Genomic DNA, 21,033 nt, shown 5'->3' with positions numbered 1-21,033 from the left:
TTTTTTATAATATTGTTGTTTTTTGCTGGCAGCTTTTTTTACTTTTTTCCCTTGAAGTTCTGACACCTCCCCCCATATTAAGTGCATAACGCAGACACTTTGCAAATTGGAGATACATAAATGACTGCAGCACAAAAAGAAACATTAGGCTTTCAAACAGAAGTAAAACAATTACTAAACTTAATGATTCACTCGCTTTATTCTAATAAAGAAATATTTTTACGTGAGCTTGTATCAAACGCATCTGATGCAGCCGATAAATTACGCTTTTTAGCGTTATCAAACGGCGACCTATATCAAGGTGATGCTGATTTACGTGTACGTATTAGTGCTGATAAAGAAGCCAATACGATAACCATTTCTGATAATGGTATTGGTATGACACGTGATGAAGTGATCAGCTCTTTAGGTACAATTGCAAAGTCGGGTACCGCAGAGTTTTTCAAAAACTTAACGGGCGACCAAAGCAAAGATTCACAACTTATTGGTCAATTTGGTGTGGGCTTTTACTCAGCGTTTATTGTTGCTGATGAAGTGACAGTGCGTACCCGTAAAGCAGGCGAGACAACAGCTGTAGAGTGGCAATCAAAAGGTGAAGGTGAATACACGCTGCAAGAAATTGAAAAAGAAGGCCGCGGTACAGACATTATTCTACACCTACGTGAAGAAGAAAAAGAGTACGCAGACGAATGGCGCCTTCGTAGTATTGTGACTAAATACTCTGATCATATTTCTACACCAGTACAAATGTACAAAGCAGAAGTACCAGAGTCTGAAGGCGAAGACGGCGAGAAAATTCCAGCAGTTCCTGGTGAGTGGGAAAGCATTAACCGTGCTACGGCATTGTGGACGCGTGATAAGTCTGAAATCTCTGAAGATGAATACAAAGAATTTTACAAGCATGTAAGCCATGACTGGGAAGATCCACTTAGTTGGGGACATAACAAAGTTGAAGGTAAAACTGAATACACCAGCTTGTTATACATTCCTAAAAAAGCGCCGTTTGATTTGTGGAACCGTGAGCGCCAAAGTGGCTTAAAATTATACGTGCAACGTGTATTTATTATGGATGATGCTGAGCAGTTTATGCCAAGCTACCTGCGTTTCGTTAAAGGTTTATTAGATTCAAATGATTTACCACTAAACGTATCGCGTGAAATACTTCAAGATAACAAAGTGACCCAAGCTATCCGCAAGGGGTGTACGTCGCGTATTATTAAAATGCTTGAGCGTATGGCGAAAAACAAAGCCGATGATTACCAAACGTTTTGGAATGAATTTGGTCAAGTAATGAAAGAAGGCCCTGCGGAAGATGCGGCTAACAAAGAGAGCATTGCTAAGCTATTACGTTTTGCTTCAACGCATACCGATTCAGACACTCAAGATGTCTCGCTTGAACAATACATTGAGCGTATGAAAGACAGCCAAGATAAAATTTACTATGTTGTTGCTGACTCATTTATTGCAGCTAAAAACTCACCGCATTTAGAAATTTTCCGCAAAAAAGGCATTGAAGTTTTACTACTAAGTGACCGTGTTGATGAGTGGATGATGAGCCACTTAACTGAATTTGAAGACAAGCAATTTCAATCAATTACTCGCGGTGATTTAGATTTAGGTGACTTAGACGACGAAGAAACTAAAAAAGCGCAAGAAGAGTCTGAAAAAGAAGTTGCAGGCCTTATTGAGCGTATTAAAACTGCATTAGGTGATGATGTTAAAGAAGTACGCTTTACACATCGTTTAACCGATTCGCCAGCCTGTGTGGTGAGCGACGACAACGACATGAGCTCGCAAATGCAAAAGCTGATGGAGTCAGTAGGTCAAGCAGTGCCAGAAGCTAAACCTGTGTTTGAGCTAAACCCTGAACACCAGATTGTTAAGCATTTAAATGATGAGCAAGACGAAGATAAATTTGCGCAGTGGTCACATGTATTGCTAGATCAAGCATTACTAGCTGAGCGCGGTACGCTTAAAGATCCAACTGGATTTGTCACTCGCTTAAATAAACTTATGCTTGATTTAAGCAAATAAGTATTAAAAATCAATGATTGAGTAAAAAGGGAACGTTCGTTCCCTTTTTTTATGCGCTGGAGCATAGAGTTTATTGATTTTTAAAGGTTAAATTTGCTGCATAGACGCTGACCGAAGGGGTCTGTCTGCCTACATGGATGGTGGCAAATGGCGTGAGCAGGACGCAGAAGCTTTGCTCGATTTTTACTCAGCCTACTAAGTTACAAACCTTGCGCCGCGATTAAACTCCCCCTGGTTTGCACAAATATTAATCCGCAAAGGCCAACAGACTCTAGACAATTAGTATAAGTTACTTGAGTATCTGCGGCGCTTGTGGAAGAATTCAGACTTTAAAATAAACTCTCATATTAGGGGACAATGATATGCGCATTATTCTTTTGGGCGCGCCGGGTGCAGGTAAAGGTACTCAAGCTCAGTTTTTAATGGATAGATACGGTATTCCACAAATTTCTACCGGTGATATGCTACGAGCTGCAATTAAAGAGGGCACACCACTTGGCCTTGAAGCAAAAAAAGTAATGGACGCAGGTCAGTTAATTTCTGATGACATCATCATTGGCCTTGTTAAAGAGCGCATTGCAAAACCTGATTGTGAGAAAGGCTTTTTACTTGATGGCTTCCCACGTACCATTCCACAAGCTGATGCAATGAAAGACAATGGCGTCGTCGTTGATCACGTTATTGAATTTGATGTTGCTGATGAAGTGATTGTTGAGCGTATGGGTGGCCGTCGTGTTCATCCTGGTTCTGGTCGTGTTTATCATGTTGTTTACAATCCACCAAAAGAGGAAGGTAAAGACAACGAAACAGGCGAAGAGCTTATTATCCGTGCGGATGACACAGAAGAGACAGTTCGTAAACGCTTAGGCATTTACCATGAGCAAACAATGCCATTGGTTGACTACTACCAAGCAGAAGCGCAAGCTGGTAATACGCAGTACCATAAATTAGACGGTACTCAAGCGGTTGAAGCAGTAAGCAAGCAACTAGCTGAGCTTTTAGGTTAATTTTTATCTAAAATTAAGAGCATAATCAAAAAAAACCGCTTCATAGCGGTTTTTTATTATCTGAAATTCGACCTTTAAAGCGTTTTAAGCTTTTCAATAACGCTATCGTATTCAGGTTCGGTTGATAAGCTACTAACTAATTGTTTATATATAACTTTATGGCTTTTATCGAGAATAAAAACAGCGCGAGTAAGTAACCCCATATCTTTAATTATTAACCCATACTTTTGGCCAAAATCACGCCATACAGAATCAGAAAGTGTCGTAACTTTATCGATATTTTCTGCTTTGCAAAAACGTTTTTGTGCAAAAGGTAGGTCGGCACTAATCGTTAACATGGCTACGCCAGGAAACTGTTGCGCTACTTTTTCATTAAAATGTTTTGTTTGCAGGCTACAAATGCCAGTATCTAAGCTTGGTACCACGCTTATCAATACAGCTTGCCCTTGGTAATTTTCTAATGTAATGGCAGTAAAGCTGTCGTCGACCACTTTAAAATTTGGCGCATCAGCACCGACTTTAAGGCCTTGGCCTAGTAACGTAACAGGTTTACCTTGCGCTGTTACTTTTCCTGCATCTAAGGTGTTTTCAGGTAACTCTGATGCAAAACTAGTGCAACAAAACAGGCTCAATGCAAAGGCTAATGAACGACGCATGGATTTTTTCCTTTTAAGAATTAACGTAATAGTGGTGAGTGTATTATACTGTGATGGAGTTACCAAGCAGAATAATTGACGCGTTTATTTTTCCCTAAAATTGTAAATAAGCAATACTTTGATTACTATGTATATATAAGAAATAGGTATTAATTAATAATATCCGTGCCTTTATTTTTTGCGGTGTCAGCGTACAACAAGTTTTAAAATAGAGAGATAATATGTCAACATCGGTTTTAATTTGTGATGATTCAAAACTAGCTAGACGTCAATTAGCTCGCTCTTTACCCGATGATTGGGATATTAAAGTTGAATTTGCATGTGACGGTGTAGACTGCATAAAACAAATAACTAAAGCCCAGCCTGAAATTCTTTTCCTTGATTTAAATATGCCAGAAATGGACGGTTATGGCGTGCTTGCTGCAATGAAAGAGCAAGGACTCGACGTTCTCACTGTTGTGGTATCAGGCGATATTCAACCGAGTGCGCATCAACGTGTGCTTGAGCTTGGCGCCATAGATTTTATTCAAAAACCGTGTTCCCCAGAAAAGCTTGCTGCCATTATTGAACATCATGGTATTAGAGATAGAGCACTGCGTGAACGCATGTCTCACTCGTTAGGTGAACAAGTTGACCCTGATGTTCGTGATATATATCAAGAGCTGACTAATGTTGCCATGGGTCAAGCGGGAGATTTACTGGCAAGACTGCTTAATGTATTTGTTAAGTTACCCATTCCTAATGTTAATGTTTTAGAAGTCAGTGAGCTCAACATGGCGTTAAGCTCTGTTGATACCAATGATACTACATCGGGTATTTGCCAAGGCTTTATAGGTGGCGGGGTATCTGGCGAGGCATTATTACTTTTAAATGACTCTAGTTTTAAAGAAATAGCCTCACTGATGAATTACGAAGGTGAACTAAACGACAAGGTTGAGTTAGAGTTGCTAATGGATGTAAGTAACATTTTAATAGGCGCTATTTTAACCGGCTTGTCAAAACAGCTCGACATGACCTTTAGCCAAGGGCATCCAATAGTTTTGGGGCAGCATCGGGACGTTTCTGAACTTGTTCAGTCGAATAAGTCGCGCTGGCAACGGACTCTAGCCATAGAAATAAGTTACGGTATTGAAAATCATGATATTAGTTGTGATTTAATGTTGCTCTTTACTGAAGATTCACTAAAAACTTTGAAATACAAAGTTGCTTATCTACTAGAAGATTAAATATTTATGCCAGCTGATTTAGATTTGAATGAAATCCATTGGTTAATGGATATGTTTAATACGGTTGATGTCGGTCTTGTTGTACTCGATCGAGAATACAAAGTGCATGTATGGAATGGTTTTATGGAAAATCATTCTGGTTTGTTACCGAGCGCTGTGAAAGACAAAGACTTATTTGATTTATTTCCGGCCATTGATGAAAAATGGTTTAGAAGTAAATCTGAGTCAGTGTTTGTATTAAAGAATCGTTCATTTACTATTTGGGAGCAGCAGCCGTATATTTTTCGTTTTAAAAACTACCGACCAATTACCGGTAAAGCGGACTATATGTATCAAAATGCCACGTTTATTCCACTTACCAATGTGCGAGGCGAAGTCGAGCATATTTGTATTATTATTTACGATGTGACAGATATTGCGGTTAACAAAAAAGAACTAGAAGAGTTAAATAAAAAACTAGAACAAGTAAGCCAAACAGATAGTTTAACCCAGCTTGCCAATAGAGGGCATTGGGAGCACTTACTGCACCAAGAATTTTTACGAACGAAGCGAAACGAAGGTTGTTGCTCGTTATTAATTTTTGATATTGACCACTTTAAAAAGGTAAATGATGATTTTGGACACAGTGCTGGAGATGAAGCACTTCGTCATATAGCGAGTTTACTGAAAACTGCATTGCGTGAAACAGACATTGCTGGGCGATACGGCGGTGAAGAGTTTGTTGTTACTTTATTAGATACCGATAAACAAGGGGCGATTGTATTTGCTGAACGTTTACGCCAATTAATTGAAACCTCTCCGGCGAAATACAATGAGCACACGGTGCATATGGCCATTAGTGTGGGTATTGCGTGTTTTGATGATCAGTTTAAAGATCACGAACGCTGGATTGAAGCTGCCGATAAAGCGCTTTATCATTCAAAAGAAACAGGTCGAAATAAAGTGTCGGTATACGCTGATATAAAAAATGATGCTTAGGCATCATTTTTTAATTGGGGGGTAAAATAAGCAAGTCAGTTTTAAGTAAGCGCATTATTTTTTCTGCAGTATTACCAATGAGTTTTGCTTTAATTCCTACATTCCCAACAGATCCTATAATCACTAAATCAGCATTGAGCTTGGCCGCTAAGCTTGGGATCACCTGCTCAGGTAAACCCGCTTTAATATAAAGTTTGTCGCGTAAGTTATTATCAATAATGAGTTGTTGCTGTGATTGAGGTAATTTCTCAAAGGCATTGACTAGTTGCTCTTCTGAAAATACTAAGCCTAAATCTCTTAATATTGGAGAAATATACACTGTGTAGCCGGCATAAAATTCACAGTCTGTTCGCTGTGCGTATGCTAGGCCATATTTAATAATTGACTGATTAAGCTTATGTTTTGCGGTTTTTTCGCTGGCTAAATCAAGTGCGGCGAGTATGTTGGTATGCTTGCGCCATTTGTTATCTGCCGCTAAATACAAAGCGATGGGCGTAAAGCGGATAAGTTGCCAATCAAGTTCACTAAATTGGCTGTCGCTGTCGATATGGCGTGTTTTTATCACCATTTCGTAATCATCAGTATTAATATCTTCGTTAAGCCACTGCTCGGGGGCTTCATGCCATGCGGTTTGAAAGGTATAACTGCAACCCTCCAGTTCTGCGCTAATCAGTGGCTCCAACTGTGCCCTTAATGATGAAAGGCATTTATCTTGGAGTGAAAGCAATTGTTCTGGCGACAGAGAAAATAAAATATTGCCGGTTTCTTCAAAGCTAAATGCAACAATATCAATATGTTTATTGCCTTGCAGCGCTTTTTGTTTAGCATGCTGCAATGACGTTTTTGCAAATTCAACCGAATCAATCAGTACAAGAAGCTTTTTTTTGTCCATTATTTTTACTCTGTTGTATGGCGTGAATCATCAATTGGACATTGACCAATGGTTGAAATCTCACCAGAATTTGACTCCTGTTCCAGTTTTACCTTAAAGCCCCATAGTCTGTAAAGGTGTTTTAATACCTCCCCATGGGAGTTAGCCAGTGGAACGGCATTATGAGGTACATATCGTAGGGTTAAAGAGCGGTCGCCGCGTAAGTCAACATCGTAAACTTGTATGTTAGGCTCATGATTACTAAGGTTATATTGTGCAGAAAGTGCTTCTCTAACCGCTTTGTAGCCATTATCGTCGTGAATAGCGCCTATTTCTAAATGTGGGTTACTAGCATGGTCGACTATGGTGAATAATTTAAAATCCCGAATCAGCTTAGGGGATAAAAATTGGCTAATAAAACTCTCATCTTTGAAATTTTGCATTGCAAAGTGCAATGTCTCGAGCCAGTCACTGCCTGCATGCTCAGGGAACCAGCGTTTATCTTCTTCTGTTGGGTTTTCACAAATACGACGTATATCAACCATCATATTAAAGCCCAGTGCATAGGGGTTAATACCTGAGTAATAATCGCTATTGTATGGAGGTTGGTACACAACATTAGTATGGCTTTGTAAAAACTCCAACATAAATGAGTCGGTTAGTTTTCCCTCATCATATAAATGGTTCAAAATAGTGTAGTGCCAAAAAGTGGCCCAACCTTCATTCATTACTTGGGTTTGTTTTTGCGGGTAAAAGTACTGCGATATTTTTCGCACGATGCGTACAATTTCTCGCTGCCATGACTCAAGTAAAGGAGCATTTTTTTCAATAAAGTACAGAATATTTTCCTGTGGCTCTTGCGGGAAGTGGCGTTCGTGTTTTTTTGACTCTTGCTGTTGAGAAGGAATGGTACGCCATAATTCGTTAACTTGTGATTGCAAATACTCAGCCCGTTCTTGCTGACGCTTTTGCTCTTCAAATAACGAAATTCGTTGTGGACGTTTGTACCTATCAACACCGTAACTCATTAATGCATGACATGAGTCGAGTATGCTTTCTACTTCGGAAATACCGTACTTTTCTTCACAGCGGCTAATATAGTTTTTAGCAAACAATAAATAATCAATAATTGAGCCTGCATCAGTCCATGTTTTAAATAAATAATTCCCTTTAAAAAATGAGTTATGCCCATAGCAAGCATGTGCCATAACCAGTGCCTGCATCGGAAGGGTGTTTTCTTCCATTAGGTAAGCAATACAGGGGTTCGAATTAATCACAATTTCATACGCAAGTCCCATTTGACCGCGTTTATAATTTTGCTCCGTTTGAATAAATTTTTTACCATACGACCAGTGAGTGTAGCCAATGGGCATGCCTACACTTGAGTAGGCATCCATCATTTGTTCTGCGGTGATCACTTCAATTTGGTTAGGGTAGGTGTCTAGCTTATAGTGCTCAGCCACACGGGCTATTTCGTCTTGGTATTGTTGCAATAGTTCAAAGGTCCAATCGGGCCCATCACTTATTCGATTATCTTTCATAATGCTACCTCGCTTTGGCTATGCAGCCCCTTGCTGTTGACGACCTTTTTTAAATAGCTCCCTAAATATAGGGTAAATATCTTCAACACCTTGGATATGCTGGATGGCAAAATTACTGTTCGTTTGACTAATGTTTTGATACTCGCGCCATAAACTTTGATGAGCACGTGTGGTAATTTCTATATAGGCAAAATAGCGAACAGCTTTAAGTATTTTATTACGTAAAATGTGTCCACATTGGGGCGTGTCATCGGCCCAATTATCACCATCAGAAGCTTGTGCTGCGTATATATTCCATTCATCAGCATTATAGCGCTCAGCTATTATTTCATTCATCAGTTTTAGTGCACTTGAAACAATGGTACCGCCTGTTTCTTGTGAATAAAAAAATTCTTGCTCATCAACTTCTTTGGCTTGGGTATGATGGCGAATATACACAACGTCGATGTCTTTGTAGCTGCGAGTTAAAAACTGATAAAGCAAAATGTAAAAGCGTTTTGCCATGTCTTTTGTTGCTTGATCCATTGAACCTGACACATCCATAATACAAAACATCACCGCTTTACTAGTTGGGTGTGGTTGTTTGTCGTAGTTACGAAAACGTAAGTCGTAATTATCGATAAAGGGTACGGTTTTTATTTGCTGTTTGAGTGTGTCGATTTCTTTTTGTAATAAGGCCACAGCGGCTTTATCACAGTGTGGTTGTTCAAGCAGCAGTGCTAGTTGCCCCTCAAGCTCGCTAAGGCGGCGTTTTTTACCTGCGGTCATCGCAATACGACGAGCTAGAGAGCCTTGTAATGAGCGCACTACATCAATATTACTGGGCATACCATCACTGCAAAACCCAGCGCGATGGGTTTTCATTTGCACTAGCTTATCAAGCTGATTTTCTTGCAAATTAGGGAGTTCTAAATCCTCAAATAACAAATCAAGGTATTCATCTTTAGAGATAGAAAAAACAAATTCATCTTGGCCTTCGCCAGAGTCACTTGCTTCACCTTCGCCTGCGCCACCGCCTTTGCCTCCTTTAGGGCGTTCTATTTTGTCGCCAGTAGAGAACTGATCGTTCCCAGGGTGTATTTGCTCTCTATTACCGCCTCTACCTTGATGAAAAGTAGGTTCGCTAATATCACGCTGCGGAATAGAGATACTCTCTCCAGAGCTTGAATCAGTGACACTGCGTTTATTGATCGCATCAGACACCGCTTCTTTGATCTGCTTTTTATAACGCCTAATAAAACGCTGGCGGTTAACTGTGCTTTTGTTTTTGCCATTTAAACGCCTGTCGATAAAATGCGCCATAATGACCTCCTAAAAACTGCAATTATGAAGGTTATTGCGATTTTCTAACCCGTAAATACCACTCAGATAGCAAGCGCACTTGTTTTTGCGTGTAGCCTTTTTCAACCATACGATTAACAAAGTCCTCATGCTTTTGCTGATCTTCAGCTGATGTTTTTGCATTAAATGAAATAACAGGGAGTAAGTCTTCCGTGTTTGAGAACATTTTTTTCTCAATAACCGTGCGTAGTTTTTCATAACTTGTCCAAAGCGGATTTTTGCCATTGTTATGAGCGCGAGCACGCAGTACAAAGTTAACAATTTCATTTCTAAAATCTTTAGGGTTTGAAATACCTGCAGGCTTTTCTATTTTTTCAAGCTCAGCGTTGAGTGCATCACGGTCAAATAATTGCCCTGTATCAGGGTCGCGGTATTCTTGATCTTGAATCCAAAAATCAGCATAAATAACGTAGCGGTCAAAAATATTTTGGCCATATTCTGAATATGACTCTAAGTACGCGGTTTGTAGCTCTTTACCTATAAACTCAACATATTGTGGAATTAAATAGCCTTTTAAAAAGCTTAAATAACGTTCTTCAACCTCGGCACTAAATTGTTCACGCTCAATTTGTTGCTCAAGCACATAAAACAAATGCACAGGGTTGGCGGCCACTTCGGTAGTGTCAAAGTTGAATACTCGCGATAAAATCTTAAACGCAAAACGGGTTGAAAGACCGGTCATGCCCTCATCAACACCAGCATAATCACGATACTCTTGATATGACTTCGCTTTTGGATCGGTGTCTTTAAGGGTTTCACCATCGTAAACTCGCATCTTAGAGTAAATGCTTGAGTTTTCCGGCTCTTTTAAGCGCGAAAGAGTGGTAAATTGGGCTAAAATTTTAAGTGTACCTGGCGCACAGGGGGCGTTGTAAAGCTCACTGTGTTCAATAAGCTTATCGTAAATTTTAATTTCTTCGGTCACTCGTAAGCAATAAGGAACCTTAACAATATAAACACGGTCTAAAAAGGCTTCGTTGTTTTTATTGTTTTTAAAGGTTTGCCATTCTGATTCATTAGAGTGGGCGAGTATCATGCCGTTAAATGGCAGGGCGCTTATGCCTTCTGTGCCGTTATAGTTACCTTCTTGGGTAGCTGTTAAAAGCGGATGTAACACTTTTATGGGGGCTTTAAACATTTCCACAAATTCCATTAAGCCTTGGTTGGCTAAACATAATGCGCCTGAATAGGCATAAGCATCAGGATCATTTTGTGCAAAGTGTTCAAGTTGGCGAATATCGACCTTACCGACAAGAGCAGAAATATCTTGATTGTTTTCATCTCCGGGCTCTGTTTTAGCAATCGCAACTTGATTTAAAATTGATGGGAAACGTTTAACCACTCTAAATTGACTAATATCACCATTAAATTCTTGTAAACGTTTTGCGGCCCATGGCGACATTACCGTTTTGAGGTAACGAGACTTAATTCCATATTCTTTTTCGAGTAGGCTGGCATCTTCAACGGGATCAAATAATGACAGCGGATGGTCATTAACCGGGGAGCCCTTAATTGCATAAATAGGCACTTGTTGCATTAAATACTTTAGCTTTTCAGCAATCGATGACTTACCGCCACCCACCGGACCAAGCAAGTAAAGCACTTGTTTACACTCTTCTAATCCTTGCGCGGCGTGTTTTAGATAAGAAACAATTTGCTCAATGGCGTCTTCCATACCATAAAAATCGGCAAATGCAGGGTAACGTGCAACAACACGGTTCGAAAATAAGCGACTTAAACGGGTATCGGTAGCGGTATCTACCATTTTAGGCTCGCCAATGGCCATCAGTAATCTTTCAGGAGCACTGGCATAAGCAGACTTATCGGTTTTACAAATTTCTAGAAACTCAGCAACACTGTACTCTTCTTCTTGTGTTGATTCATAACGTGCTTGGTAGTGATCAAAAATAGTCATAATGACCTCCGAAACCTACTTGGAAAATGTATTCACTATTTAAAGTCTAGTCACGAATTTAAATTTTTGTGCAATAAAATTAAAAATTTATATGAAAAATGATCATGATGCACTTTTAGAAAACAACCTACGTATAACCCTAATCAAATAAAGTAGCGGACATAAAAAAAGACGCCTAAGCGTCTTTTTAAAGATTAGTTTAAAACTAATTATGCGAAGTTAGCGTTCGCGAATTCCCAGTTAACGAGTGACCAGAAACCTTTAAGGTAATCTGGACGCACGTTACGGTAATCAATATAGTATGCGTGTTCCCATAAATCCACGGTTAGGATTGGTGTAACACCTGCATCTGTTAATGGTGTTGCAGCGTTAGATGTATTAACGATGTCTAGTGAACCATCAGCTAGTTTAACTAACCAAGTCCAGCTTGAACCAAAGTTATTTACTGCTTTGTCGTTTAACGCGTCTTTAAATGCGTCAAATGAGCCCCATTTAGCGTTAATTGCATCAGCAATTGCACCTGTTGGAGCGCCACCGCCATTTGGAGATAGGCTGTTCCAGTAGAAAGTGTGGTTCCAGATTTGAGCAGCGTTGTTAAATACACCGCCTTCTGAAGAACATACGATCTCTTCAAGTGATTTACCTTCAAACTCAGTGCCTGGGATTAAACCGTTAAGTTTAGTCACATAAGTGTTGTGGTGTTTACCATGGTGAAACTCTAACGTTTCTTGTGAAATATGTGGCTCAAGTGCATCAATTGCATACGGTAGTGACGGTAGTTCAAATGCCATTTTTTATCTCCATCTTCTTTTGGTTGATAGTCTATTTAGTAATACGTAATGCCTGCGCAAACAGGGCACTTATCTATACCAAACAGGAATATAGTGTTACTATAATTGTTGAGTATTTTACTCAAGTTTTAGCAAACAGCAATGCTCTTGCTAAAGCTATTTAAGATTGAGGCTTTAATTGCCTATGTTAATCTATATATCTGAGGCCACAGTGAAACTTTTTCAAGGCCTAATGTGTTCGCTATCGTCATTTTGAGGTTGTAAATGGAAACCATCGATAAAATTAAACAGCAAATTGCTGAAAACCCAATCATCTTATACATGAAAGGATCACCAAAACTGCCTAATTGTGGTTTTTCTTCACAAGCATCACAAGCATTAATGTCGTGCGGTGAACCGTTTGCATATGTGGATATTTTACTTAATCCAGACATTCGTGCAGAGCTTCCTGCTTACGCTAACTGGCCTACCTTCCCGCAACTTTGGGTTGAAGGCGAGTTAATTGGTGGCTGTGACATTATCATTGAAATGTTTCAACGTGGTGAATTACAACCACTGATCACTGAAACAGCTGCAAAGCATAAACCTGCAGACGCTGAATAAGCGTTTAGGTAAAAAAAGCTGCGATTTGCAGCTTTTTTTATGTCTATAAAGTATTTACTCAAAGTTGCTTATACAATGACAGTACCGAATGAGTAGGCAGCTTTTCGCGGTTTTTACTTAGCTCACTAGGTCATAAACTTCAGAACGCGATTGTATCATTTCTAAATTGGATGAGTTTTCAGCCTTAAAGCTAAACAACTCTCAAGGTAAACTTACAAAAACACTGATCCCGCCGACGTCCCGATTGTGTAGGCTAATTTGCCCATGATGGGCTTCAACAATTTCTCGACACAGTGCCAAACCTAATCCACTTCCTGCCACCTTGGTAGAATAAAAAGGGATAAGCGCACTGACCATAACTGTTTCACTCATACCTTTTCCTTTGTCGCTCACATTAATATGAGTGCCAAGGCTATCTTGTGTTACTTTTAAGCTGATATGCTCTGCTAGCGACTCTGATTCATGTGCATTTTTCAACAGGTTAATCAGCAATTGTTCTATTTGGGTTTGATCGGCTTTTGTAGTGATGTCTTTTTGAAGGTCGAAATTAAATTGCCATTGGCTTTGTAATTGATCGAGTAATGAATGCCAGTCAACCGTTGTTATTTTAGGTGGTGGAAGTTTAGCAAACCTACCATAGCCTTGAACGAACTCGTTTAAATGCTTTATTCGCTCTTCAATGGTAGTGAAAACGCGCTTTAAACGAGGTTCATCCACTTTTTGCGTTAACAGTTGTGCACTATGTAACATGGATGACATAGGCCCTAGTGAGTTATTGAGTTCATGGCTAATGATCCTAATAACCTTTTTCCAAACTTCAACTTCTTGGCGGCTCAATTCGCGGGTCAACTGTTTAAAAACAAACAACCTATGGTGTTGGTTGTTAAGCAATAAGCGACCCATTGAAAGATGCCATGTTTGCGGTTCTTGTTCTGTTTTATCAAGAATAAATAAACCATCTACGCCTTTATTAACGGCATTAATTATTTGCTGTGGGGCTTTAGACAATAATGCTGAGATTTTTTCGCCTTCAAGGGCTGTACTTGCATTAAAAAAATCTCTCGCACTGTGGTTACTATAAACAATAAAATCATTATCATTAACCAATAATACAGCTTGAGGGGCGTTTTGTAATACCTTATCAAGCATTAACTCTCGTTGGTAAACCCATTGTTTTTCTTGTCTTAATTGCTTTGCAGTTTGGTTATAAAGCTGGCACAAATGACCTAATTCATCATTATGGTTATAGGCCAGTAAAGTCGATAGTTCCCCATCCTTAAAATTTAATAAGCCAGTTTCTAATGAAGTAATACCTTGAACCAGTTTACCACTGAGTCGATGAGCCAATAAACTACTTAGAATGGCTGTAAAAATGACACTTAGTGCTGTTTTTATAGCGTCAACACCCAGCAGCCAACAACAGATAAAAACAGGGATCACAGAGGAAAATACGCATACTAAAATCACTTTAGACGTTAAAGAGAAGCGGTATCCTGATTTAACCATTAGTAGGCAATCTCAAACTTATCAAGACGACGGTACAGTGCTTGTCTGCTAAGGCCAAACTCACGTGCTACTTTGGCAATCACCCCTTTATGTAAACGCATAGCATCCTCAATTTGTTGTTTGTTAGGCTCTACTTTTTGAGTGTGTGTTTGAGACGTAACAGGAGTTAAACCAAAGTCGTCGATGCTTATCTCACCGCTGGGTTTGAGCACACTGACACGTTTACATGCATTTTCAAGCTCACGAACATTACCGGGCCATGAATGGGCTAAAAGTAGGTTTTCGCATTGTAAATCCAGCTCACGTTCTACTAAAAAATGACGAATAAGAGGAAGTATGTCATCCGGTCGTTGGCTAAGACTTGGTAGGTTAAGTTCAATCACATTTAAGCGGTAGTATAAGTCTTCTCTAAACAGCCCTTTACTGATTGCATCTGTTAGGTTTTCATTGGTCGCTGATATTACACGGACATTAACTTTTCGAGTTTGGGTTGAACCTAAGCGCTCGAATTCTCCAGTTTGTAAAATCCGTAGGAGCTTCATTTGCCCTGATAAAGGGAGATTACCTATTTCATCTAAAAATAATGTGCCACCGTCAGCTGCTTCAAATCGACCAATCCTTTGTTTTGTGATCCCAGTAAAAGCGCCTGCTTCTGCACCAAATAATTCTGCTTCTATTAGTTGATGGGGAAGGGCACCTGCATTGACCGTAATAAACGCAGCATTTTGGCGAGGTGAGTTTGCTTGAATAATTTGTGCTATGCGCTCTTTACCACTGCCATTTGGGCCTGTTATTAATACTGAGACATCAGATTTGGCGACTTGTAATGCCATTTTAACTAATTGCTCCATGGCCGTACTGCGATAAATTAAACCTACTAAATTAGCATTTTCTAAAGATGCATCCCGCTCTTGCTGGTGGCGCAATAAGGTTTGATTTTGTTTTTTTGTCTTTCCTAGTTCAATTAGGTTTTTAACACAGGTAAGAAGCTTGGCATCATCCCATGGTTTTGGTAAATAATCAGCCGCACCGGCTTTGACAAGTTCAACGGCTGTTTCAAGCTCGGTCCATGCAGTGATCAGAATAATGGGCAGATGGGGATTTAGCTCTCTGAGTTGATAAAAGAGTAACTTTCCCTCTTCTCCTGAAGTTGTGTCGTTACTAAAGTTCATATCTTGAAGTACAAGTGCAATACGCTGGTATTGCACAATTTGAATAGCTTCAAATGGGCTATTTGCAGTAACCACTTTATAGTCGTGAATCTCTAGCAATAATGACAGAGCATCTAAAATTGCAGGATTGTCATCAACGATAAGTATTTTTTCCATGTTAATTTAATCGCTGTTTATTATTATTTAAATATTGAAAATGCTACACCGCGTTTAGCCAGTGTAGCATAGGTTGGGAGCTGTGCTATATGGTTCGGGTTGCGATACTCGGCGAAATATTTGCTGCGCGTTTAGCTGGGCCAAATACAGCCAAAAGACTCATTGTAAACACCATGATTGCCGTGACAGCAATATAACTTGATGGTAATGCCGCTATTGAAAAATGTTGCATTAATAACTGACCGAGTAAAAGTGCTGAAATAGCACCTAAAAATAAGCCAGCAATGCAAATCAGCGCATTTTCAACTAAAAAATAATTAACAATTGCAGATTTACGAGCGCCTAAAGCACGACGGGTTCCAATTTGCTTGGTACGTTTATTTATATTAAATAGCGTCAAACCAAAAATGCCCAGTGCGGTTACCAATACCAGTATGGTTATGAGCACAATTAACATACGCATCATCAATGTGTCTTCAGCCATGTATTGGGCTTTATCTTGGTCAAGGCCCCGAATTCGAATAATTACACGTTTGTTGTAATTTTCTAGCATCTCGTCTTCAATTCGTTTAGCAATATTTGCCCGCTCATTGGCTGCTGTGCGAACTAAAAAATTCCCCGAGATATTAGGATTTATATAAGGAATTAATGCGACATTATTTGGGCGGCTGTCTTTGAGCCATGGGCCTTTTGCATGCTTAATTACACCAATGACTTTCATTGGAATATCACCAAGGAATATTGTTTTTCCTAATCCATCTTCATCAGGAAATAGCTCATTTAATAATGCCTGTGTCACAATGGTAACATTGGCTCGCTGATCATTATCGTTAGTTACAACAACTTCGTCTTCTCTAAAATTGCGTCCAGCAATAAGTTCAACCCCAAGCGTGTTAATTGCATGATCATCTGTAAAAAAGTAAGCAGTTCTTGCAGAAAGCCCAGGCTCAGGGGCTGAATTTATACTGAAGTCAGAAGAGCTACCACTTCCCGATAAGGGGATGTTGTTTATATAGGCGGCGTCTTTCACTGCGGGTAAAGCTCTTAACATCGCTTCATCAAGTTCAAATTGTTGGTGGCTTTTGACATCTTTGCCAAAGTGCATGACATGAAAAGCAAGTATTTCATCTTCGGGGTATCCTGTATCCTGATTAAGATAAGTCATTCTATCTTGAATAATAAACGCTGCGTTACTGACAATAGCAGTAGTAATAGCTATTTGGATAAGTAACAGCAGCGCACCAACTTTAGATCGACACAGTGCATGGAAAATAGGTTTAATTTCTAACATCATAGTGTTCGTCCTTATTGGCTTTTTAGGTAAATTGCAGGATTGGTTTTACATACCAGCCAAGCAGGGTAAAGCCCAGCTATTATGCAGGTGCTAATTGCAATGAGTGGGGCGCTCAATAACATGGTTAAATCCATGGTCGCTAAGCTTTCGTAGTAGCTATAGCTTTGGCGAACACCCAATAAGCCAAACTGGGCAAGGACAATACCAAGTAGCCCACCTAATAGTCCTAGCATGGCGACTTCGATAATATGTTGCATAAAAATCTGTCGCTTACTGGCTCCAAGTGCACGGCGTACACCGACTTCTGGGGCTCGACGTAAAAATTTTGCAAGTAATAAGCCGAGAATATTCGCCAAACATACAGCCAAAAACATAAAACTAAGTGCGACTAAAATTTTGTTATCTTCACTGACTACGTTGTTATAGGCCATCCACTGGTTAACATCTCGAATACTGTAAGCTAACTCTTTGCGATTAAAACGACCAAGCTTTTGTTGCTCTTGCATGTAGGCTAATAAATAATTTTCATAATCATTTTTTTGTTGTTCGTTAGTTAATTCAACCCAGAATTGAATCCACACCATTTCTGACTGTAACTTGGCACTAAAGCTTCTAACATCCTCATGTTTCCAACCATTGGTATTCCCCCAATTACCAAGCTGTTTTGCTTCAAGAAGACTAAATGGCATAAAAAGTTGTTCAGGGTCATTAAATGAACCATTATTTAAATCGTAGTATTTGATGGTTAATGGCCAGTTTCTAGTAACCCCAACCACTTCATAACTCGCATCATCAAGATAAATAATTTTACCCACTGAATTTTCGCCAGCAAAAAGCTTATTATTTAACTCTTCACTGATCACAACAACGGGAGCCGCGTTTTCTTCTTGCTGCTGAGACCATTTTTCACCATAGAGAAACTCAAGATCAAACATATTAAAAAATTCTGGGGTTGTTAGTCTTGCACTTTGGCTAAATGGTTTTACTGTGTCAGAATCTATGTAAACAGAGAATCCACTGCGCACCATTTTTAAACGCTTGCCACCTATTTCTGATTTATATAGGTTAGCAGCATCTTGATAAGTTAGTTGTTGCGGGAGGTTATCAGACGTCCACCAAGTGTGGCCATCATCCATTATTTGCAGCTGCACAGCATAGAGCTGGCTACTTTTATGCGCAATGGGATCCGCCGACATCATGTGATAAACGCTTAAACTGGTCATAGTGATGCCAATACCAATGGCAATCGCCAGTACCATTAAAAAGCTCACTAAAGGCGTGCGCTTGAAGCTGCGCCAACTTAAATCGAGGTAATGTAATAGCATGGCTTAGGCTCCAGCAACATTTTTAAGGTTTTGTGCACCTTGGTACAAGGTGAAATCGGCAAGTTGACCGTCGACAACTTGAATGTTCCGAGGGGCACGCCGAGCAAGCTCTGCATCATGGGTGACCATGACAATGGTTGCGCCATCACGATTTATTTGTTCAAGCAGCTCCATTACTTGACGAGCCATAAGGCTGTCGAGATTACCGGTTGGCTCATCGGCAAGTAAAAACCGTGGCTCGCCAGCAAGCGCGCGTGCTATGGCCACTCGTTGTTGCTGTCCGCCAGAGAGTTGCTGCGGCAAATGTTTTGCCCTAGAGGCAAGGCCAACTTGTTCTAAGCATTTTTCAATGCGACGTTTACGCTCTGCGGCTTTAATACCCCTATAACGTAGCGGTACTTCAATATTTTCATATAAGTTTAAGTCAGGTATTAAATTAAACCCTTGGAAGATAAAGCCTATTTTTTGATTTCGACAATCTGCACGTTGGTTATCGTTTAACTTACCGACATCAATTCCATCAAGTAAGTATTCACCTGCGGAGAAGGGCTCTAACATTCCAGCGATATTTAAAAAGGTCGTTTTTCCTGACCCGCTAGGGCCTGTTACAGCAATAAATTCGCCTTCATCAACGTGCAGATTAAAGTCACGTAATGCATGGGTTTGCACCATTTCAGTTTGATATACTTTACTTATATTATTCATCTTTAACATGCTTTTTCCTTTTATTATTTGATTCTACGCGATTGTTAGCGAAGTAATAACGTGTGTGTGTGTTTGAAACTGTTATAGCTTGAGATAATCAATTCATCGCCAGCTTGAACCCCTGAAATTAACTCAACCGCATTAATGCTGGTTGCACCAATTGAAATATCAATGAGCTGAGCTGTATCACCGGTAATTTTATAAACCTGTGTGCCGCCTTGTTGTAAAAATGCCCCACGCTTAACCTGTAAAACATCGTCACGATTTTCTAATAAAATACGTGCGGTTAATCGTTGGTTTTGTCTGATGCCCGTCATGTCTTTGTTAAAACGTACACGTGTTGTGACTTCTCTATTATTGACTTCTGGTGAAATGGCAGAAAGGGTACCCATCACTTTGCTAGCGCCCATTGTTATCTCTACGTCCATACCTAAACCAAGGTCATTTGCATAACTTTCAGGGACTTGTAGTTCTGCTTCAAAATTACTCAAATCAACTAAAGTCATTAATGGTTGGCTTTGTGTTACCACTTCTCTTTGTTGAACTAGTAAGTTACCTACAATCCCTGACACAGTGGCTTTAATTGTTAAGTTATTAACTTTGCGAAGTAGATCATCGACAATCAGTTGTTGACGAGTGACATCTCGTTTAGCGGCCTGTAGTTCAAAAGCAAGTGTATCTTTGGACAATTCAACTTCTTGCTCTGCATGTTTATAAGAAAGTTTTGCACGGGCAAGCTCATCAATGGCTTTTTCATGATCAATTTGACTGATCACATTTTTTTGCATTGACAAAGTCGCTCTGCGATTTTCTCTATCGGCAGCGTTTAATTCTACTTGTGCTAGATCAAGCGCTTTATTTAAGCTTAATGATTGGCGGCGTGCCTCAAGGTGTTTACGTTGTAGCTCGCCCTCAAGACGAGCTAAAACAGACTGTTGCTGCTTTAATTCGTTTGTGAGCTCGGGGCTCTCAACCATGGCTATTACATCATTCAGTTTTACTGAGTCACCAGCATTTACCTTCAATGAAACAAAGCCTCGTTCAGGGCTGTAAACTTTTGGTGCTCTGGCGGCTACAATTTTACCGCTGGCTGCAACATCACGTATTAGTGATTGGCGCACCACTGTGGCTATTTGTAGGCTTACTCTATCAACCGAGATAGTACCTTCTTGATCAGTATTTAATAATGCATATACACATAGAGCAACTAAGCCCACAGTAAATATAAACAGCCATATGTTTTTTTTAAAATTTATAGGTCGTGAGATTTGCGTGTCTTGCCCGCTAGTGTCTTTAATCATTATTTGTTCTCTTTGCTTAGTGTTTTTCAAACACAGTAATCATTAGCGAGGCAATAAACAGAATAATTGGTGAAATTAAAAATAAGCCAATAGTAAACATTCGAATGCCCTCAAAATTTATATAGTTATGCGATATTCGAATAGCGTGCCATTTTTTATCTTGTTGAATTTAATTACTTTTTATTTTTAAACTTTCTTTTTATGTGTCCGCGGACATAAAAAGTGTCCGCTGCGGGCACTTTTTTGATTTGGCTGTGGGGTGAGATTACCTCAACGTAAAGCAAAGAAAGTTGTTAATTAATGCATAGCATAAGACTAACGTGCAAATTCATTGAATAAACTATGTGCTAATAGAAGTCGATGTAATTAAATGTCATGTTTAGATGTATTACGAATAAAACAAAAATGATGGAATGATATCTGGTGAATAGTTATTCATTTTAAGGCTCCTTTACGTTTACGTAAACTGCCTATTGCGAGGAGGTTTTATTTACAAGTTCTTAAAAATAACACCGGTGTCATTAAAGTTTTCGATCCAATATCTACTCAAATGTTAATATTTAGCATTGTTTTATGATTTTTAATGAAGTTGAAATATATTCAATATAATG

At 39.5% G+C, this 21,033-nt stretch carries 17 protein-coding genes; 5 read left to right on the top strand and 12 right to left on the bottom strand.

Annotated elements, in window-relative coordinates; all coding sequences use genetic code 11:
* Window positions 1-120: 120 nt before the first annotated feature.
* Both htpG and adk read left to right on the top strand, forming a co-directional pair.
* Complete coding sequence (gene htpG / locus PISS_RS09030; RefSeq protein WP_058154833.1) at window positions 121-2,034, top strand: molecular chaperone HtpG; 1,914 nt, start codon at window positions 121-123, stop codon at window positions 2,032-2,034.
* Between the two features lie 362 nt (window positions 2,035-2,396).
* Entirely contained in the window at window positions 2,397-3,041 is a 645-nt protein-coding gene (gene adk / locus PISS_RS09025; protein WP_013465187.1) for an adenylate kinase, read from the top strand.
* A 74-nt stretch (window positions 3,042-3,115) separates the two neighbouring features.
* On the opposite strand, the gene tpx is transcribed toward adk, so the two are convergent.
* The gene (gene tpx, locus PISS_RS09020) at window positions 3,116-3,697 is read right to left on the bottom strand and encodes a thiol peroxidase (RefSeq protein ID WP_013465186.1); all 582 of its coding nucleotides are present in this window, start codon (window positions 3,695-3,697) and stop codon (window positions 3,116-3,118) included.
* Window positions 3,698-3,918: 221 nt separating this feature from the next.
* On the opposite strand from tpx, the gene PISS_RS09015 reads away from it, so the two are divergent.
* Entirely contained in the window at window positions 3,919-4,923 is a 1,005-nt protein-coding gene (locus PISS_RS09015) for a response regulator (protein WP_013465185.1), read from the top strand.
* Window positions 4,924-4,929: 6 nt separating this feature from the next.
* Window positions 4,930-5,901, top strand: a complete 972-nt coding sequence (locus tag PISS_RS09010; RefSeq protein ID WP_013465184.1) for a sensor domain-containing diguanylate cyclase — start codon at window positions 4,930-4,932, stop codon at window positions 5,899-5,901.
* Between the two features lie 10 nt (window positions 5,902-5,911).
* Here the strand turns inward: PISS_RS09010 and PISS_RS09005 are convergent, their stop codons facing one another.
* The 5 genes from PISS_RS09005 to PISS_RS08985 form a co-directional block, all read right to left on the bottom strand.
* Complete coding sequence (locus PISS_RS09005; protein ID WP_013465183.1) at window positions 5,912-6,793, bottom strand: universal stress protein; 882 nt, start codon at window positions 6,791-6,793, stop codon at window positions 5,912-5,914.
* 5 nt (window positions 6,794-6,798) lie between these two features.
* Window positions 6,799-8,313, bottom strand: a complete 1,515-nt coding sequence (locus PISS_RS09000) for a SpoVR family protein (RefSeq protein ID WP_028835074.1) — start codon at window positions 8,311-8,313, stop codon at window positions 6,799-6,801.
* A gap of 18 nt (window positions 8,314-8,331) precedes the next feature.
* Window positions 8,332-9,615, bottom strand: a complete 1,284-nt coding sequence (locus PISS_RS08995) for a YeaH/YhbH family protein (RefSeq protein WP_058154832.1) — start codon at window positions 9,613-9,615, stop codon at window positions 8,332-8,334.
* A gap of 31 nt (window positions 9,616-9,646) precedes the next feature.
* Entirely contained in the window at window positions 9,647-11,569 is a 1,923-nt protein-coding gene (locus PISS_RS08990) for a PrkA family serine protein kinase (protein WP_013465180.1), read from the bottom strand.
* 209 nt (window positions 11,570-11,778) lie between these two features.
* The gene (locus tag PISS_RS08985) at window positions 11,779-12,360 is read right to left on the bottom strand and encodes a superoxide dismutase (protein ID WP_010388603.1); all 582 of its coding nucleotides are present in this window, start codon (window positions 12,358-12,360) and stop codon (window positions 11,779-11,781) included.
* Window positions 12,361-12,624: 264 nt separating this feature from the next.
* Here PISS_RS08985 and PISS_RS08980 point away from each other — a divergent pair, with 264 nt between their 5' ends.
* Window positions 12,625-12,963 (top strand): Grx4 family monothiol glutaredoxin, encoded by a 339-nt coding sequence (locus PISS_RS08980; protein ID WP_008113155.1) that lies wholly within the window; start codon window positions 12,625-12,627, stop codon window positions 12,961-12,963.
* Window positions 12,964-13,164: 201 nt separating this feature from the next.
* On the opposite strand, the gene PISS_RS08975 is transcribed toward PISS_RS08980, so the two are convergent.
* The 6 genes from PISS_RS08975 to PISS_RS08950 form a co-directional block, all read right to left on the bottom strand.
* Window positions 13,165-14,469, bottom strand: a complete 1,305-nt coding sequence (locus PISS_RS08975) for a sensor histidine kinase (protein WP_013465179.1) — start codon at window positions 14,467-14,469, stop codon at window positions 13,165-13,167.
* Window positions 14,469-15,797: a sigma-54-dependent transcriptional regulator gene (locus tag PISS_RS08970; RefSeq protein ID WP_013465178.1), complete on the bottom strand. Its 1,329-nt coding sequence runs from the start codon at window positions 15,795-15,797 to the stop codon at window positions 14,469-14,471. The genes PISS_RS08975 and PISS_RS08970 overlap by 1 nt, the downstream gene beginning before the upstream one ends.
* Before the next feature lie 85 nt (window positions 15,798-15,882).
* On the bottom strand, window positions 15,883-17,088 hold the full coding sequence (locus tag PISS_RS08965; protein WP_028835078.1) for an ABC transporter permease: 1,206 nt from the start codon (window positions 17,086-17,088) through the stop codon (window positions 15,883-15,885).
* 14 nt (window positions 17,089-17,102) lie between these two features.
* Window positions 17,103-18,416: an ABC transporter permease gene (locus tag PISS_RS08960; RefSeq protein WP_058154830.1), complete on the bottom strand. Its 1,314-nt coding sequence runs from the start codon at window positions 18,414-18,416 to the stop codon at window positions 17,103-17,105.
* 3 nt (window positions 18,417-18,419) lie between these two features.
* Window positions 18,420-19,130, bottom strand: coding sequence for an ABC transporter ATP-binding protein (locus PISS_RS08955; protein WP_013465175.1), 711 nt, complete (start codon window positions 19,128-19,130; stop codon window positions 18,420-18,422).
* Window positions 19,131-19,165: 35 nt separating this feature from the next.
* Window positions 19,166-20,422 (bottom strand): efflux RND transporter periplasmic adaptor subunit, encoded by a 1,257-nt coding sequence (locus PISS_RS08950; RefSeq protein WP_058154829.1) that lies wholly within the window; start codon window positions 20,420-20,422, stop codon window positions 19,166-19,168.
* Window positions 20,423-21,033 lie beyond the last annotated feature (611 nt).

The organism is Pseudoalteromonas issachenkonii (genome assembly GCF_002310795.1).
GTDB lineage: Bacteria > Pseudomonadota > Gammaproteobacteria > Enterobacterales > Alteromonadaceae > Pseudoalteromonas > Pseudoalteromonas tetraodonis.
The sequence above is the reverse complement of the archived record's forward strand: the minus strand, read 5'-3'. Positions and strand labels throughout refer to the sequence as shown.